15 protein-coding genes (1 of these 15 cut by a window edge) are annotated in these 17,755 nt (G+C 59.7%); 9 read left to right on the top strand and 6 right to left on the bottom strand.

Annotated features, from left to right (window positions below):
- Positions 1–1,286, top strand: partial view of a hypothetical protein gene (locus SCM96_11620; GenBank protein MDW7761270.1) — the 3' portion only. 313 nt of this gene lie to the left of the window's left edge; the window shows 1,286 of its 1,599 coding nt (coding positions 314–1,599); its start codon lies off the left edge, out of view; the stop codon is at positions 1,284–1,286.
- On the top strand, positions 1,283–1,708 hold the full coding sequence (locus tag SCM96_11615) for a GspH/FimT family pseudopilin (protein MDW7761269.1): 426 nt from the start codon (positions 1,283–1,285) through the stop codon (positions 1,706–1,708). Before SCM96_11620 ends, SCM96_11615 begins: the two co-directional genes overlap by 4 nt.
- A 217-nt stretch (positions 1,709–1,925) precedes the next feature.
- On the opposite strand, the gene SCM96_11610 is transcribed toward SCM96_11615, so the two are convergent.
- Positions 1,926–2,168, bottom strand: coding sequence for a hypothetical protein (locus SCM96_11610; protein MDW7761268.1), 243 nt, complete (start codon positions 2,166–2,168; stop codon positions 1,926–1,928).
- Positions 2,169–2,511: 343 nt separating this feature from the next.
- A complete protein-coding gene (locus tag SCM96_11605; protein MDW7761267.1) occupies positions 2,512–3,021 on the bottom strand; it encodes a ferritin family protein in 510 nt (169 codons plus the stop codon).
- A gap of 153 nt (positions 3,022–3,174) precedes the next feature.
- Here SCM96_11605 and SCM96_11600 point away from each other — a divergent pair, with 153 nt between their 5' ends.
- A complete protein-coding gene (locus SCM96_11600) occupies positions 3,175–4,200 on the top strand; it encodes a peptidylprolyl isomerase (GenBank protein MDW7761266.1) in 1,026 nt (341 codons plus the stop codon).
- A gap of 21 nt (positions 4,201–4,221) precedes the next feature.
- Here the strand turns inward: SCM96_11600 and SCM96_11595 are convergent, their stop codons facing one another.
- On the bottom strand, positions 4,222–6,000 hold the full coding sequence (locus SCM96_11595; protein MDW7761265.1) for an amidohydrolase: 1,779 nt from the start codon (positions 5,998–6,000) through the stop codon (positions 4,222–4,224).
- 256 nt (positions 6,001–6,256) lie between these two features.
- Between SCM96_11595 and SCM96_11590 the strand changes: the two genes are divergently transcribed.
- Together SCM96_11590 and SCM96_11585 are read left to right on the top strand one after the other, a co-directional pair.
- Positions 6,257–8,653: a prolyl oligopeptidase family serine peptidase gene (locus SCM96_11590; protein ID MDW7761264.1), complete on the top strand. Its 2,397-nt coding sequence runs from the start codon at positions 6,257–6,259 to the stop codon at positions 8,651–8,653.
- A 156-nt stretch (positions 8,654–8,809) separates the two neighbouring features.
- Positions 8,810–9,364, top strand: a complete 555-nt coding sequence (locus SCM96_11585; protein ID MDW7761263.1) for a GyrI-like domain-containing protein — start codon at positions 8,810–8,812, stop codon at positions 9,362–9,364.
- A 3-nt stretch (positions 9,365–9,367) separates the two neighbouring features.
- Here SCM96_11585 and SCM96_11580 read toward each other — a convergent pair whose 3' ends face one another.
- Positions 9,368–10,378, bottom strand: coding sequence for a histidine kinase dimerization/phosphoacceptor domain -containing protein (locus SCM96_11580; GenBank protein ID MDW7761262.1), 1,011 nt, complete (start codon positions 10,376–10,378; stop codon positions 9,368–9,370).
- Positions 10,379–10,505: 127 nt separating this feature from the next.
- On the opposite strand from SCM96_11580, the gene ndk reads away from it, so the two are divergent.
- The 4 genes from ndk to SCM96_11560 all read left to right on the top strand — a co-directional run bounded on the left by ndk (position 10,506) and on the right by SCM96_11560 (position 15,457).
- The gene (gene ndk, locus SCM96_11575; protein MDW7761261.1) at positions 10,506–10,904 is read left to right on the top strand and encodes a nucleoside-diphosphate kinase; all 399 of its coding nucleotides are present in this window, start codon (positions 10,506–10,508) and stop codon (positions 10,902–10,904) included.
- 120 nt (positions 10,905–11,024) lie between these two features.
- Positions 11,025–11,312, top strand: a complete 288-nt coding sequence (locus tag SCM96_11570; GenBank protein ID MDW7761260.1) for a hypothetical protein — start codon at positions 11,025–11,027, stop codon at positions 11,310–11,312.
- Between the two features lie 144 nt (positions 11,313–11,456).
- Positions 11,457–14,468: a CHAT domain-containing protein gene (locus tag SCM96_11565; GenBank protein MDW7761259.1), complete on the top strand. Its 3,012-nt coding sequence runs from the start codon at positions 11,457–11,459 to the stop codon at positions 14,466–14,468.
- On the top strand, positions 14,465–15,457 hold the full coding sequence (locus SCM96_11560) for a tRNA-dihydrouridine synthase (protein ID MDW7761258.1): 993 nt from the start codon (positions 14,465–14,467) through the stop codon (positions 15,455–15,457). The genes SCM96_11565 and SCM96_11560 overlap by 4 nt, the downstream gene beginning before the upstream one ends.
- A 13-nt stretch (positions 15,458–15,470) precedes the next feature.
- Here SCM96_11560 and SCM96_11555 read toward each other — a convergent pair whose 3' ends face one another.
- Both SCM96_11555 and SCM96_11550 read right to left on the bottom strand, forming a co-directional pair.
- Positions 15,471–16,877 carry a glycosyltransferase gene (locus SCM96_11555; GenBank protein ID MDW7761257.1) on the bottom strand — a complete coding sequence of 469 codons (1,407 nt, stop codon included), beginning with the start codon at positions 16,875–16,877 and terminating at the stop codon, positions 15,471–15,473.
- Positions 16,878–16,998: 121 nt separating this feature from the next.
- Positions 16,999–17,754: an outer membrane lipoprotein-sorting protein gene (locus tag SCM96_11550; protein ID MDW7761256.1), complete on the bottom strand. Its 756-nt coding sequence runs from the start codon at positions 17,752–17,754 to the stop codon at positions 16,999–17,001.
- Position 17,755 lies beyond the last annotated feature (1 nt).

Raw genomic sequence — 17,755 nt, 5'->3', positions numbered from 1 at the left:
CCGGCCGGCCGGTGGCACCCGAACGTCTGACCGGACTCGTTTTTCCTTCGGTTTTCCGGGAGACATGGAATAATCTGCATTGGGAAAGCCGCATCGCCTGTCATGTCACCCGCAGCGAAGACCGCGGAGGGTTCATCCTCGCGTTGCATGAGGCCCTGTTCGAGGGCCGCGGCGGAACCGGGGACACCCGGACGAAACGCACCTCGCGGGTCACCGCCGAATTGGCCGTCCGGGCCGGCCGCATTCCCCTCTCCGATCTTCCATTCTTTCTCAACCGGCCGCCCGGCGGCACCGGAGGCGAGGATCCGCTTGAACGCCTTCATGTCACGGTTCTCCCGCCGGCCTCCGGTCCGGCCCGGGCCTTTTTTCTCGAAACCGGGGAGCCCGTCATCCCTTCCTTTCCGGCCGCCCTTCTCGAAAGCGTCTTTAAAGCCCGGATCTTCAGGCCCCAGGATCTCTCTCCGGCCTTTCTCCGGCCGTTTCTGGGACTCGAATCCTCGCCCGAACCCATTCCCGACGGCGTCTACCTCATCCGGGACGACCTGGGTCTCGGCGGCGTGTTCGTCCAGGGCGACCTGGAGAGCATGATCCTGGCCGTCGACGGAGAAGATCAGCTCATCGCCTTCCGTTCGGACGATTCGGAATGGCGGCTCCGTTTCGAACCGGTCGCCGGAAAGACGACTTTTTCAGGGCCCGCCGGTGAGGACGTCTTCGACCTTGTCCCGAGGGGCATGATCATCTGCAACGGAAAAATCGGCGGCCTTTCCGGAGGTTGTCTCGATGCCTCGGGAGGACTCGTTCCGGCGCTCGATGCGACCGTTCCGGCCGTTCGATCGGGCCTCCATCTGACCATCGTCGCCTCGGACGAAATCAGGCTTTCCGGCCACCTCACGCTTTCCGGAGTCGAAATCCGGGACGGCCTCCCTTATTATAAGGAGCCTCCCGGACGTCTCGTCATTTACGCCGCGGGACAGGATTTTCTCAGCGGAGAGGATCGAACGGGAGGGATCGTCCTTGACGCCGAGCCGTCTGAAACCGTCCACATTCATGCCTCGCTCGCCGCGGGAGGAGCCGGGTTTACCATCCGGGGACAGGATCAAAAACTGGAAATCTTCGGCGGACTTCAGGCGGCGGATCTTGCTTCCGGATCGGGCGCCGTGAAAATCGTGCCGGACGAACGGCCTGACGAACCCGGCGGCGATGCGGAAGCATGGCCCCGCTCCGCCGTCCCTCTACTCTCCCTGTCCCGGTTCCGGATTCTTCTCTGGGAGGATCTCGCGCCATGAAGAGAGCCGGTTATTCCCTGATCGAGATCCTGGCCGTTCTCGCGGTTGCGGCGTTTTTCCTGACAACCGCCGCCATATCCCTGAGCGGACTTCAGGATAAAATTCATCTCCACCGGGCGGTCTGGGAGGTCGGATCGCGCCTTAATTACGCCCGGTACAAAGCCCTGGCGGAAGGCTGTCCCATTCGGGTTCGTTTTTCATCCGGAGGATATGCCGTAGAAGTGTACGATCCGGATCGGGAAGTCTGGCGGCCGGACAGGCACGGCGTCCTTGACCGTGTCGCCGTGGCTGCGAACAATACACCGATGTTCCATCCCTCGGGCGCCGTGTCCCACATGGCGACGATCCGTCTGGAGAACGGACGGGGACGTTACCGCATCACCGTGGCCATTACCGGACGGATCAAGGTCGCCGTATTGTAAAGGCGGAAAAAGGCTGATAATATCATGGCGAGTCGACAACATGAAAGGCGCAATCCAAACCGCGAACAGGCCGAGGACTCAAGATCCCTCTTTGCCCGGGAACGCAACCCATTTCAACAAAATCGCCAAAAAATATGAGAAGGCATTTGACAACTGGGAGGCGGTCCATCGCCAATTCAAGGAGTACGTCAGCCCGCTGATAGAAGGACGGAAGATTTTAGATGTCGGCAACGGCGGATACTTTCACTATGATATCCATGACGCCGCGCAGGTTCAGGTTTTGGATATCTCCCCGGTGATGCTCGAACGGATTCAAGTCCCCAACATCATCAAAATCGTCGGCGACGCCCGAGACCTGTCCCCCATTGACGATCACTCTGTCGATATCATCCTCTATTCTCTTTGTATCCATCACATCCAAGGTAGAAATCTGAAAGAATCCAAAATGTTCCTCGATCAAATCATTTCCGCGGCCAAACAGAAGCTCACACCCGGCGGCCGTCTTCTGGTGGTCGAACCCTGTTTTTCGGGCTTCGTGTTTGTTCTCGAATCCCTGCTTTTCCCTTTGATCCGGAGGGTTCTTGCACTCAGAGACATTCCCATGATCTTTTTCTTCTCACCCTCGCACCTGCGCAAAACTATCGAGGCCCATTTTCGAAATGTGACCATGACCGAGTTCACTTATGAGGGGTGGGTTGATCCCTTGGGCGGCTCTTTCCCGGGATTAATCAAAATCCCAGCCTTTCTTAGTCCGGGACAAATCATTATGTTTGATGCCACAGCAACATAATGATGAAAAGCCCTCATCCCGCTTCGAGATTGAATTCCGCGAAATCGAACCAGAATCCCGAACCGGACACCGAATCCAGTTCGGCCTGAACGATGGCTTTGTGGCCCTCTTCGATCTGGACAAAACGCTCGAAGAGATCGCGTCCCTCGGCGGGGAGTTCGGCGACCATTCTTTTATAGAAATCGCTCGTTTCCACTTCCACCTGGAGAGCCCGCTTGAGGAGCTGGATTTCGTTTTCCCTGGATTGAACGGCGACCTTGGTCTTCAGGTTCTTGATTCCCTCGGCGATGGCCGCCCGGGACGGCACGACACTCTCCACGGGCCCCGGCGTGACGCGTCCCGTGCTCTCCCATTCCCTGCGCTTGGATTCGAGATAGGCGACGTGCTGCTTTTCCTCTTCGGCCAGGGTTTTGAAGACCTTCCGTCCCGTGGGGTCCTGAGACGCGGTCATGGCTTCCTCATAGACACCGACAACCCGGTTTTCGTATTGGAGCGCCGTCCGGATGGCTTCATCAATGGTCATGGTGTTCTCCTTTTCCGAAATCTCCCATTACTTTACCATGTTTTCCGCCATCTCCAAATCCCGGCGGCGGCGGAAATTTTCTTTTGAATTTTTTCTCGGGCTGTGGTCTACTACATGGCGGACCGCTCGCCATTGCGGGCCAAAGGAGACATCATGAAAAAATCGGCTCTGGCTGTTTTCGTCATCGCCGCGGTCATCTCGAGCTGCGGCGCCAAGTCGGAAGACGTCCGCCTCGTCAAGGGGACGCCGGCCTACGATCTGGCCAAGGATCTGGCCGCCCTGGTTCCCGCTCTCGATCCCGAAAAGGACACCGTCCTCGTCACGGCCGAAAAGTTCACCGTGACGGCCGGGGAAGTCGTTCAGTCCTTCTTCGACCAGGCCGGGGAACGGGCTCAGCAGCTCAAAAGCATCGACGCCGAACGGCTCAAAACCATTGTGTTTCAGAACGCCGTCCAAATCGGGGAGAGAAAGCTCCTTCTCGAAGCCGCGGGCGCCGCGTCCGCTACCGTGACCGACGAGGAGTTCTCCGAATCCCTGTCCCGCCAATATGACCAGGCCGGCGGCGAGGAGTCCTTTCTCCAAATGCTGACGTCGAACGGCCTCAACGTCGAGACGATCAAGAAAACGATGCGGGAAAACATGGTCATCCAAAAATATCTCGAGACCGTCGTCGAGGCCGAAAGCACGGTCGAAGAGGCGGAAATCCTCGAGGCCTACAACGCGGACATGACGGCATCCGTCCGCCACATCCTGCTTCTGACTCAGGGCAAGAGCGACGAGGACAAGGCCGAAGCCCTCAAGAACATGGAGGGCATCCTGGAAAGGGCCCGCGCCGGCGAGGACTTCGCCGCGCTGGCCGCCGAGTTCTCGGAAGATCCCGGATCGAAAGATAACGGCGGCCTCTACGAAAATTTCGGCCGCGGCCGGATGGTCAAACCGTTCGAGGACGCCGCCTTTTCCGTCCCCGTGGGCGGGATCAGCGATATCGTCGAGACGACCTACGGTTACCACATTCTGAAGGTCGAAGGCCGCGAAAAAGAAACCCGGCCTTTCGACGAGATCCGGGACGAGCTCGAAGATCAAATCCGGCAGAGAAAAGAGCAGGCCGCTTTCGACGCGCTCATCCAGCATCTCAAGGATGAGGCCGGGTTCACGACAAAAACCCTCGACCGGCCCTGAGGCAACACAAAAAGGGCCGGCTTAGTCGCGGGAGAAAACGACGCGGCCGTCAACGATCGTGTGCGTCACCTCGGCTTTGAGGATGTCCGCCGCGGGGATTTCGAGCAGGTTCCGGTCGAACACGGTGACATCGGCGTATTTCCCGGCCTTGATCGATCCCCGGACATCATCCTCGAATGTGGCATAGGCGTTGTTGATGGTATAGGCCCGGAGGGCTTCCTCCACCGTGATTCTCTGCTCGGGGAACCAACCGCCTTCGGGCGCTCCGGTGAGCGTCTGCCGCGTCACGGCGGCATAGATCAGATACTTGGGGTGCACGTGGTAGAGGGCCGCGCTCGTTCCGGGCCAGTCCGAACCGAAACTCAGGACGGCGCCGTTGTCGATAAGCGACCGGAAGGCATAGGCGCCCTTGCAGCGCTCATGGCCGATCCTCTCCTCCATCCAGCGCATGTCATCCGAGATGTGGTAGGGATTGACCTCGGCAATCACGCCGAGTTCCTTGAAGCGGGGAAAATCCTGCGGCCGGATGACCTGGGCGTGAATGACGCGGAATCCCGTGAGATCGATCCCCTCGTCCTTCAACCGCTCGTAGAAATCCAGCATTTCGGCCACGCCCCGGTCGCCGATGGCGTGGACGTTGGGGACGAAACCGGCGTCCAGACCGGCCTTGACCAGCCCGTACATTTTTTCCATGTTGCCGGCGCGGAGCTGGGGATCGTCCGAAGTGTGCGGGCGCCAGTGGCCGAAGTTGTCGGGCTGGTCGTCATAGGGCTCGAAAAACAGCGCGCCGTGCGTCCCCATGATGCCGTCGATATAGCCCTTGAGCGCGCCGTAGCGGAGCATGGAACTCGGTTGGCGGGTTTTGGGGTGAAGGCCCATGGTGAAGCCCTCGGCGCCCAAGGCGGCTCCGCGGGACAGATCCGGCCGCAGCCAGACCCGGACCGTGAGTTCGCCGTTGTCTTCCAGTTCGATGAAACGTTCGGTCTGGTCCGGCGTCGCGATGTCGTGGATCTCGACGATGCCCGCCTCGCGGAGGGCCTGGAGCGCCGCCCGGTTTTCCTCGAGCAGGCGGGCCTTGGATTTCGGAGCCCGCGCCTTGGTCACGCGGTCGAAGGCCGGAGAGGGCCGGAAAATGACGCCCGTCGGCTTGCCGTCGGGTCCGATCTCCATGCCGGCCGGGCGGGCGTTTTCGAGACCGGCCGCGGCCAGGGCGGCGCTGTTGGCCAGCCATTCCTTGTAATCGAAGCGGCAGAGAAAAGCGGGCTTGTCGGGTGTGAGGTCGTCTATCATGCGGCGGTGGGGACGCCAGGGTTCCCGCCGGTCAGCGGCGTCCGCGCCCGTGTCGCCGAGAGCCCATTGCTCGTAGGCGCCCCAGAGGCCGCCGGTGATCCATTCTCCCGCGTCCAGAGAGCGGGCCACGCGACCAATTTCCGCCCGGAGGCCGTCTTCGTCGGCGACCGTCATGAGATTGGCGTCGTTGATCAGGGCGCCGGCGTTATTGAAGTGGACGTGGCCGTCGATGATGCCCGGGACGGCCCAGCCTCCCTTGAGATCGAGGATCTCCGTTTCTGGACCGGAATAGCGCTTCGCTTCGCGATCGCTCTGCAGAACGGCCAGAATCAATCCGTTTTTGATCGCCAGGCCGGCACCCCGCGGAATATCGGACTCGGCCGTCCAGACGTCTCCGTTGATCAGCACGAGGTCGGCAGTCTCGGCCCGCTTGCAGGCGCCCGAGGCAAAGACAAGAGCCAAACCGATGAATCCCAGAATGACAATACCGGCGTTTTTATGGATGGACATCCGCTCCCTCCCGATCAGGATTTCACTGTCAGATTATAGATCCCGCCCGCTCAACCTGTCAACTTTCTATCCTGCTTTGGCTGCTGGATTTATCTGATAATAAACAATTTAGATTTTTTTCGGCCGAAAAAACGGCCTTTTAGGCTCTAATTCGAGTATTATCAATAACTTCCAGCAGCCAAAGCAGAATGGGTTGCGATCCCGCTTAAATGTTTTATAAAATAGAGAAAGATCCGCTCTGACAAGGAGGCCCTCCATGAAAAGACACATCCTGACCGTCGCCCTCGTCATTCTCTGCGCCTTTGCGCTCTCCGCACAGGAGCCCTACAAGATGCCGCCCCAGGATGTCGTCGACATCCTCGAAGCCCCTCCCCCGGCCCGCGTCTCGCTGAGTCCGGCCGGAGACCGCATGCTCCTCATCGAATACGAAACCATGCCCGGACTCGCCGATCTGGCCCGGCCTATCCTCCAACTGGCCGGCATGCGCATCACGCCCCACAACAACAGCCGCCAGACCCTGACCTTCAACACGGCCATGACCGTCAAAACCATCAGGGACGGATCGGTTCGCAAGATCGAGATCACCTCCGGAGCCCGCTTCGGCGTGCCGTCCTGGTCCCCGGACGGAAAGCGGATCGCCTTCGCCGTCTATACGGATTCCGGCGCCGAGCTCTGGACAGCCGACGTCGCGACGGGCATCGCCAAACGACTGACCGGCCCGGTCCTCAACATGGTCCTCAGCCCGGGCCTCTCCTGGATGCCCGGCGGCGCTTCGCTCCTCGTCGGTCTCATCCCCGAAAACCGCGGTCCGGCCCCCGTTCCCCCGGCCGTCCCCGACGGCCCCAACATCCAGGAGTCCAAGAAAGGCGTTTTGGCCAAGGCGGCCACCTTCCAGGACCTCCTGAGAACGCCCTTCGACGAGATTCTCTTCGACTATTACGCGACATCTCAACTGGCCGCCGTCGACGTTTCAACCGGAGATATCCGGCCCATCAGCGAACCCGGCATTTTCCCCTCGGCCGATCCCTCGCCCGACGGAAAATATCTTCTCCTTTATCGCGTCAAAAAACCCTATTCCCGAAGTCTGCCCTGGTCGGGTTTCGCCCGTTCCTACGATATCTGGGACACCACGGGCCGCATCGTCAAGATCATCGCCGATTTGCCACCGGCCGAAAATGTTCCCATTAACGGCGTCCCCACCGGGCCGCGCGCCGTATCCTGGCGTCCGCTGAAACCCGCCTCCGTTTATTGGACGGAAGCTCTCGATGACGGGGATCTGGAAAAGGACGTCCCCCACCGCGACAGAGTCATGGTCCTCGACGCTCCGTTTGAAGCCGGTCTCCGCGAAGTCATCCGGCTCAGCCAGCGCTATGCGGGAATCACATGGCTGCAGACCCCCGGCCGGTGCCTCGTCACGGAAATGGAATGGCGCAAAAGCTGGAGGACGACCTGGCTTGCCGACATCGACACCCCCGGCGCCGAGCCCCGAAAACTCTTCGACCTCAATTTCCGCGACGCCTACAACAACCCGGGTTTCCCGGTCACGACGACCACCCCGGCCGGCATGCGGGTCGTTCTCGAAGACAAAGGCTGGATCTATCTGGACGGACAGGGCGCCTCTCCCAAGGGCGATTTCCCCTTTCTTGACGGAATGAACCTGAAAACCGGGGAAAAGAAACGGCTGTTTCAATCGGCGGACGGCACCTACCAGTCCTTCGTCGGTTTCCATGGCGGCGACCGCAACTCGATTCTGATCACCCACGAAACTCCGACCGAACCTCCGAATCATTATCTTCTGGATCTGAAGTCCAAAAAGAAACGCGCCCTGACGCAATTCCAGGATCCCGCACCCCAGCTCACCGGCATCAAGAAACAACTTGTCAAATACCAGCGGGAAGACGGCCTCGAACTCTCCGGGACGCTCTACCTGCCGCCCGACTACAAAGAGGGCGAACGCCGTCCGGCCGTCGTCTGGGCCTATCCCCTGGAATACACATCGGCCGACACGGCCGGCCAGGTCCGGGGCTCCCCCAACCGGTTCACGTATTTCCGGGGCACCTCCCAGCTCTTCTTCGTCACCCAGGGCTATGTCGTCCTCGACAACGCCCAGATGCCCCTCGTCGGCGACCCGAAAACCGTGAACGACACCTTTGTGCCGCAGCTTGTCATGAACGCCAAGGCGGCGGTCGATGTTCTGGACAAACTGGGCGTCGCCGATCCCAAGCGGGTGGGAGTCGGAGGCCACAGCTACGGGGCCTTCATGACGGCCAACCTCCTGGCCCACAGCGATGTCTTTGCGGCCGGAATTGCCCGCAGCGGCGCCTACAACCGCACCCTGACGCCGTTCGGCTTTCAGAGCGAGCGGCGGACGTTCTGGGAAGCCCCCGAAACCTATCTCAACATGTCGCCGTTCATGCACGCACCCAAGATCAACGAACCGATCCTTCTTATCCACGGGGAAGTCGACAACAACTCCGGGACGTTCCCCATTCAGTCGGAGCGGCTTTTCCAGGCCCTGAAGGGCTTCGGGGCGGAGACGCGTCTGGTCATGCTCCCCTATGAAAGCCACGGCTATGCAGCCAGGGAATCCGTCTTCCATGTCCTCGCGGAAATGTTCGATTGGTTCGACACCCACGTGAAAAACAGGCGATGAAAACGGTCTTTTCCACAACTCTTGTGAATATCCCTGTGGAAATGCGGCCGTCCGCGCGAGCTATCTATTTGGAAGACGTAGGGGTTGTGGTAGTTTGCACATTATTTGTGCAACCGGGAGATCCGGTTGGAAGAATCTGACGACAAGGAGGACGCCATGAAACACAGCGTCCGGCGACGTTTTATCGGAACGGCGGTTCTGGTCGCGGCGGTTCTCTGGGCAGCCGGCGGGGCGGCCACGCCTCAGCGGATCGACGTGACCGTCAGAGAGGTCGAACCTTTCTCTTATGTCTGCATGCCCGTCCGCGGCGACTATGCGGCGATTTCCGATGCCATGGAGGAACTGATCCTGAACATGCAGACCCAGAGCGTTTTTCCCCGAGGCCCCCTGATCGCCGTCTTCTACAATGTCCCCGAGGAAACGACCATCGATGCCCTCGAGTGGGAAGTCGGGTTCCCGGTCACGGAACAGGCCTTCGTCCAGCTTCCACTCGTCAGGAAAGAGTGGATTTTCACGACCGTGGCCGCGGGCGTTCATGTCGGGCCCCTCGACGGGACGGGAAAGACCGTCGCCGCCATGCTCGATTGGATCGAGGACAACGGCTATGTCCAGAACGGGCCCATCCTCCAGCAGTATATGGAGGAGGGCGATCCGATCCGCATGGAAAGCACGGGATTCCGGGCGGAAATCTGGATTCCATGCCGGAAATAACCCTTACCTGAAAGTGATCGTGAAGACCGTCCCCCGGGAACGGTCCACGGCGGCGGTGCCGTCCAGTTGGCTGACCAGGTCGGAGACGATTTGAAGGCCGATCGTGGCCGGCCGCCGGATGTCGATTTCGGGCGGCAATCCCACGCCGTCGTCGCCGATGACGAGGCGCCGGCAGCCGTCCGCATTCCGGCTCAGGGAAAGCCGAATCGAGCCGCCGTTCCCGTTGGGAAACGCATGCTTCAGGGAATTGGTGACGATTTCGTTGACGATCAGTCCGCAGGGGATGGCCTGTTGGATGTCGAGATCCGCATCTTCCATGTCGACGGTTCCGGATATTCCGGAGGCCGCAGCCTCCGTCAGCGATAAAAGCCGATCGACCAATTCCCGGGAATACTCGCTGAAATCGATCCTGGACAGGTTTCCGGACCGGTACAACTTGTCGTGGATCAGGGCCATCGAGCGGATGCGTTGCTGGCTGGCCTGAAACACGTCCTGAAGCGCCTTGTCGGGAATTCTCCAGGACTGAAGCCGCAGGAGGCTCGATATGACCTGCATGTTGTTCTTGACCCGATGGTGGATTTCTCTCATCATAACGTCTTTTTCCTGAAGAGCTCTTCGGAGTTCCGCGTGCATGGAAAAGAGCTTGAAGGCCGTGTCCAGAACGGACGGCAGGGCGGGATCGCCGGCTCCCTTCTGCAAGCATCCGTAATGGGGAACGGTTGAGACGGTTTTCCAATCCTTCGGATCGCAGCGCGCCGATCGAAAAATGATGGGGACGGATCGGACGGCCAGGATATCCCGGACCGCCCGGATCGCCGCCTCCTCGCCTTCGCCGTCCAGGTCCATGACGACGAGATCGATCTCCCCGTCGTGATTGAATTGCCTGACGGCCCGCCGCAGGCCGGATACGGCGATCACGCGGTAACCGAAAGGCTGCAGTCTTTCCGCCAGCTTTAGAGCCTGATCCCCGTCGCTTTCAACGAGAAAAACACAGCGCTGCGCCTGACGTGTCATAACTCCCATATCAACCCGAAACATATGATATTCGGGGCGGGTTCCGATGTCAAGTGTTTCCGGCGTCGATTTGACTCGCCGCCGGGAATCGGGTATACCGGAGAAAACACGCGAGGAGACACAGATGCTGGAAAAAACACTGGGCATCATCAAGCCCGACGCAGTGAGGAAAAAGGTGGTCGGCCGGATTCTCCAGAGAATCGAGGACGAAGGGTTCCGGATTGCCGGCATGAGACTCGTCCGCCTGACCAAAGAGGAAGCCGAAGAGTTCTATGCCGTCCACAAGGACAAGCCGTTTTTCGGAAGCGTAACGGACTTCATGTCCTCCGGGGACGTCGTCGTCCTCCTGCTGGAAAAAGAGAATGCCATCGCCGACTGGCGGAAGATCATGGGGGCGACCGATCCGGCCCTTGCGGAGCCGGGAACCCTGCGTCGGGAATTCGGGTTTTCCATCGAGAGAAACGCCGTTCATGGATCGGACAGCCGCACGACCGCCGAATTCGAGACCGGCTACTTTTTTATTTAGCCCGGGAACGCTTGACATTAAAACAAGTGTGGCATAAATTGCAGTCAATGCCTTGGATGAGATTCTGTTTCTGTGGAGGTCTCTGTCCGGGGCGATTTCAAGTCCTTTAAGGAGGCCGTCATGAGGAACAAAACCATCGTCAAAGCCGTGGCCCTTTTCGTCTGTCTGGCGTTCATCGGGCTGTCGGTTCCCGGGCTTCTCGCCGCGGACAAGAAAGCCGCCAAGATCGATGCCCGGTCATTCCTTCAGAAGCCGTTCATGATGCTGGCTTCGATTTTTCCGGGCCTGATCCCGATCTTCGACATCAACCCGGATAAAACCCAGGCGCCTTCCGACAATTTCGGAAAGGGAGCCATCGTCAAGCCGACCGGCGAAATCAGACCCGGCAAACCGAGCGGAGAGGATTGATCCCGAATTTCCAGACATCACTTACAGGCCGTTTCAAACCAAACCGAAGGCTGGATTTCCACAGCCATCGGTTTCTAAAATTCACAGATCCCGCATACTTTCTGTGTGTCATGCGTTATAATACAGGCTTTAGACCTGTATAAAATGCCGAAACCACGTTTTCAACAAGCGGCTGTTCTCATTTACCTGGCCTGGTTGTTTCCGTTCACTGCCGTGGCCGCCGCGCCGCGGCCGGATAATTCCGACTCCGGCCTTCTCTCCCGGGTTCAACATGCGGAATCCATGAAATCCGGGGGTTTCTATCAGGAGGCCATTTCCGCCTTCAAAGAAGTCATTGAGCTCGCCCGCCGCCCCGGGAATAAGGATGTCGCCTGGAGCGCCCGCTTCTCTCTTGGTTTTCTCTACTGGAACATCGGCCAAATCGATGACTCCGAGACGCTCTTTCAGGCGGCCTTTGAAGCGGCGGCGGATTCCATGCGATCCGATGCCTTCGAGATATCCCGCGACGCCCTGATGACAGTCCGGACTTACCAGCAAGCCCGAACCGATTACAACCGGGATGATTTGGCTGCGGCCCGGACAGGTTTCAAGGAAGGCATTCGCATGGCCGAAGCCCTGAATTTCCCCGAATTCCAGGTCAAGTTTCTCCGGCAGCTCGGCATGGTGTCCTGGGCCGAAAGCCGATATCCCGAATTCCATGATTTGAACCAACGGGCTCTCGCCGTCGCCAGGGCGCTCAATCACAACCTGGAGATCAGCCGATGCCTCAACAACATCGGTCTCTATTTCTGGAAGATCGACGAATACGAACAAGCGCTGGCCGCCTACGAAGAGTCGCTTCGCCTGGCCCAGGATACATCGAACATGCGGACCGAAGCCGACGGCCTTCACAACATCAGCATGATATACATCGAATTGGGCTATTTCGACAGGGCCATCGATTACGCGACGCGGTCCCTGGAACTGGAGATCGCCCTGGGCAATACCGGCAACCTGGCCATCGAATACAGCAATATCGGAACCATATACAGGCGGCTCTCGCAATGGACCGAAAACCCCGACGATTCCGATAAAGCGCTGGCTTACTTCGCGAAGGGGCTGGACTTCGCCAGGGCTTCCGGATCCCAAATCCAGGAAACCATTCTCCTCAACAATATCGCGACAGTGCTCTCCGACCTGAAGAAATTCGGCGAGGCCAAAGCCCGCCTTCTCGAGGCTCTGGCCATTGCCGAAGAGCTCCGGGATAGGGAGAATCTGGGGACAATCCACACCAACCTGGGCATCGTTCACTATCACCTCGGTCGCCTGGAGGAGTCCACGCGCTTCTACCAGAAGGCCATCGACATCGCTCTCGAATTTCAGTCCGGGAAAATCCTCTGGGAGGCTTACCTTGAGCTGGGCAACGCTCTGGCCGGACAAGACAAATTCGAGGAGGCCGCCGAAAACTACCGCCGCTCAATCGCCGTCATCGAGGATATCCGCTCGTCTATCAACATCGAGGAACATAAAGCCGGGTTCATCGGCACGGACAAGAGACTCGACGCCTATCACCGCCTCATCGCCCTGCTGGCCCGCCTTCACAACACCCATCCGAACGGAACCCACGCCGGCGAAGCTTTCCAGATCCTGGAAAGGGCAAAAGCACGGGCTTTTCTCGACAGCCTGGAAGTCTCCGACGTGACCCTCAGCCACGGGCCCAGCATTCAGCAGGCCAACCGCGAGAAGGAGCTGGCCCGGGAGATCTCAGCCGTCTACACGGCGATGTTGGCACCTGAACTATCCTGGGAGCACAGCCAACAGCTCATCAACCGCCTGGATGAACTCGAGGACGATCTCAAGGCCTTAATGCGGGAAATTCGGGAGCAAAACCCGGCCTATGCCGACCTCAAGTATCCCAAGACCCTGACGATCAAGGAGGCCCGAAGATTTCTGCCTCGCCGGAACACCGTCTACCTGTCCTTTTCCATCGGGCGGGAGGAATCCTGGGCCTTCGCCCTCGGCCCGTCCTCCCTGAAAATCTATCCCCTGCCGTCACGCCAGGTCCTCCAGAATCTCGTCTTTGAGCATCGGAAAGCCGTTTCCGACAGGGATAACCGGGATTTTTCAGCCGGCGCCCGATTGTACCGGGAGCTTGTCGAACCCGGTCTCCCGGCCGGAGTCGCGAACATCGTCGTCGTCCCTGACGATGTGCTTCACCTCCTGCCCTTCGAAACCCTGCGGACGGGCGACAATCCAGAGGCCTGGCTGATCGAAAAAGCCGCCGTTTCCTACGTTCCGTCTCTCTCCGTCCTCCACCAAATTCGGGAACGCCGGCGGGCGAACAGCCGCTTCAACAAGGACCTCCTGGCCGTCGGCGACCCGGATTACGGGGAAAACTCCGAAGTCGAAGACTCCGATATCCTCGATGACGCCAGAGCCATCCTGCCCTTCCCTTCCTCCTTCGCCCGCCTGCGCTACAGCCGCCGGGAAACGGAGCGGATTTCGGCCCTGTTCAGGCCGGACCGAACGGACACCGTCCTGGGCCCGGACGCCACGGAAAGCGCCGTCAAATCCGCCCCCCTCTCCGAATACCGGATCATCCATTTCGCCGCCCACGGCGTCATCGACGACAAGAAGCCGGGCCGCTCCTCCATCATTCTGACCATCAACGACGACGCCTCTGAAGACGGATTTCTTCAAATGCGGGAGATCTTCAACCTGAGAATGAACGCCGAGCTGGTCGTTCTTTCGGCCTGCAAGACCGGTCTGGGCCGATTCATCCGGGGCGAAGGCATCGAGGGACTGGCCCGGGCCTTTTTCTATTCCGGCGCATCTTCCGTGGTCATGAGTCTCTGGGCGGTCAACGACGAAGCGACCTCTCTGCTCATGGAGCGTTTTTACCTCCACCTCCGGTCGTCGCGCACCCTGGCCGGTGCCTTGAGAACGGCCAAACTGGAGATGATCCGGTCCGAGACCGCCAATCATCCCTACTACTGGGCGGGATTCATCCTCACCGGCAAATCCGACACCACGCCTTTTGCAAACCCCTGGCGCCTCTCCGCCGTCATCCTGGTTTCTCTTCTCGCAGGCGTTATTGCACTCGTCGTCCTGGGAAAACGCGCCCGACGGCACACACTCCGGACCGTACCGCATCGCCCCTCCGCCCCCCACACATGAACGTCCCTCTGAGACCTCTCCGCATCGGCCGGATTCTGATCGACTTCCCCGTCATCCTGGCATCTTTGGCCGGATACAGCGATCTCGCCTATCGGACGATCTGTCGATCCTGTTCCGCACCCTACGCCGCGACCGAGGCCCTCCTCGACCGCTTCCTCATCGCCGACGGCAAACTGCGCCGCAGAAACCTGATGACGGATGCCGGCGACCGGCCCGTCGCCGCACAACTCATGGGCATCGATCCCGAAGTCATGGCCGCCGCGGCGGCCGTTGTAACCGACACCGGGTTCGACGTCGTCGACCTCAACTTCGCCTGCCCCGTGCGCAAGGTGACGGGCCGGGGTCGCGGCGGTGCCTTCATGAACCGCCCGGAGCAGGCCTTGGCCGTCATCCGCGAGGTCGTTCGGGCCGTCCCGAAAAACCCCGTGACGGTCAAGCTGCGCCGTTCCTTCCTCGAGGACGACACCGAGTCCTCCGCCTTCTGGACAATCGCCCGGGGTGCCTTCGACGCCGGCGTCGCGGCCGTCTGTGTTCACGCCCGGTCGGTCGAAGCCAAGTATCGCGGCCGGGCCGACTGGAGCTTTCTGGCCCGTGTCAAAAGCGCATTTCCCGACGGCACTGTGATCGGCTCGGGAGACGTCCATACGGCGGCCGACGCCCTGGACATGATCCGGCAAACAGGTGTCGACGGCGTCGCCTGCGCCCGTGGTTCGATTGGCAATCCCTGGATCTTCCGCCAGGCCCGGGACCTTGCGGCCGGGTTTGAGCCCCACACGCCCTCCCTCACCGAACAGCGCACCCTCATCGAGCGCCATTATGCCCTTCTGATCGACCACTACGGCCCGGAGTTCGCTCTGCGCCGCATCCGCAATCTCGGCATCCGCTATTCCCGGCTCCATCCCGATTCGGTCCGGCTTCGGGATGCCGTGATCGCCGTCCGGACGGAGTCCGACCGCTTGCGGGTGATGGAGACGTTTTACGGCGTTTGAAGGCGGCGCGGCGTCAGCGGGTCATCCAGGATTGATCCCGGATGGTCAGCGCGGCCACCGGGACGATCCACCACAGCATGAAAGCCGTCATCAGGGCATAGGGAATCCCGTAAAGAAAGGCGACGCTCCTCTGCGTCCTCAGGTAATAGAGCGACAGGAGGAAGGCGGCGACGACCAGGAAGGCCATATGCCGGACGATGAACAGAGGGCTGATATAGAACGAATAGACAATGAGCGCCAGCGAGAAAAGATGGAAGGGATGGAGAATATTGAGAAAGATGAAGTCGAGAACAGGCAGAACGCGGTTCTTTTTCCGGTAAGGAAGGAACATGAAGCGGGCGAAAACCACGGATTCCCGGAGGTAGCTTCTCGTCCAGCGCAGATACATCCGGTTCATTTCGCCGACCCGGGTCGGAACCCGGGTATAGACCAGGGCGTTCGACTGATAGCGAACCATATGGCCGGACCTCAGGACCAGCGTCGTCAGGGCCCGGTCTTCGCCGTGGCGGCAGGGGGCATTGAGGAAGCGCTGATTGAGCCACTCGTGGATAAAGGACATGAGGAGCGTCCGGCGGTAGGCCGTGAGCGCTCCGGGACAGCAGAAGACGGCGCCGTAGACGCTCTGATAGGCACGCCCGAAATCGAAGGAGATCGCATAGCGGATGGCCAGCATCCGGGTCAGAAGATTTTCCTTTTCGTTGAGCACGGCCACCCGCCCGGCCACGCAGCCGGTCTCGGGCTCTCGGATGAGAGGCAGAACGATGTTGCGGAGAGCGCTCCGGCCGATCTTGCTGTCCGTATCCATGGTGAGCACGATCCCGCCCGTTGACTTCTTGAGACCGGAATAAAAGGCCTTGCGCTTGCCGAGATTCTTTTTGAAATCAATGACGGTCAACCGCTTCCCGTATTTCTCCCGGGCCCGCAGCATGTGGCTCAGGGTGCCGTCGGTCGAGCCGTCGTTGATGCAGACGACTTCGATTTTGCCGGCCGGGTAGTCGGATTCGAAGATCGAATCGATGGATCGCGAGATGAGTTTCTCCTCGTTGAGGGCCGGCATGATGACGGACACCGTGGGCCAGTCGATCTTTTCGCCGGGCGCCGCGGTCATGGGCCGATAACGCACCCAGATGATCGTCCGGAAGATGATTCCCGAAAAAATGATCAGGGCCGAAACGATGAGAGGATAGGTGGCCAGGCGGAGAAGTGTCGTGGACCGGAGGAACTCGGCCCAAAACTGAAAGATTTCGATTTTGACGGCCATGAAGATGATCCCAGCGCTGGCCAGCAGAATGAGAAAGACGGCCAGGGGATCGCTTGTGACCTTGAGGAAAGGCAGATCGATGGTCAGCTTTTTCCGGGACCGCGATAAAGACGCCTCCCCGGTATACTCATTCAAAGAATCGACTCCTGCCTGTTTCATGATGTGAACCGATGATCCCGATTTTTTTGAACTTCTTTTTTCCTGCGGGGATTAAGTTTATTAAACCCGGCTCTCGATGTCAACACCCCCCGCTGAACCCCTCCGCTTTGGCTGCCGGAAGTTACCTCAGCGAGGCTTTGCTGAAAATATGATCCGGGATATCCTGGTCGAACTTGATGTCGGTCATCCGAAACTCGGTGCCGTCGCCCTGTTTCAGCATATCCTTGAAAAGCACGACGGTCGGAAACCAGCGCCCCTCGATCTTTTTGACCTCGGAGAATTCCGTGCGTTTCAGCAATTGTCCGCTCTTGGCGAAAAGCTCCTCCCGCAAAGGCGCATAGCGCTCGGCGTCGATCCAGATCCGGCGCACGTCATAGGCGACATCGGCGACTCGGGCCTTGAGGTGCAGCACATGGGCCGCGCGGCCATCGACGGTTTCCTCTCCGACAAGTTCGGCGTCATAGACGTCGGTGAGCTTGCGGTCCTCCATCATGTCTTCGTATGAAAGATCAGAGCCCATGACGGACTGGCGGAGCATATGGCCGGAGATCTGGATGATGCGATCGGTGGACGGTGAGTAGATCCAGAGCCGGTCCTCCAGCTTCAGCATCTTGGTTCCGGCCTCGCGGGGAGGCGAGAGATACTCGGTGAACGACTGCCGATCCCCCACGGAATAAGTGCGCATGGTCATCGTGCGGCTCCCCCGCCGCCCGTGAACGGTCATGCTCGACTCCACGATGCGGTTCTCGGAAAACATGTTGCGGTCGACGCGCTCCAGGATGGCGTCGGCGTCAAGCCCTCCGCCCGCCTGGGCAAACGCCGCGGCGGCCATCGCCGTCAACCCCAATAATAAAAGATATGTTTTTACCTTATTCATG

Source organism: Acidobacteriota bacterium (genome assembly GCA_033549365.1).
Classification (GTDB): Bacteria; Acidobacteriota; Aminicenantia; order Aminicenantales; family Saccharicenantaceae; genus JAWSUF01.
The sequence above is the reverse complement of the archived record's forward strand: the minus strand, read 5'-3'. Positions and strand labels throughout refer to the sequence as shown.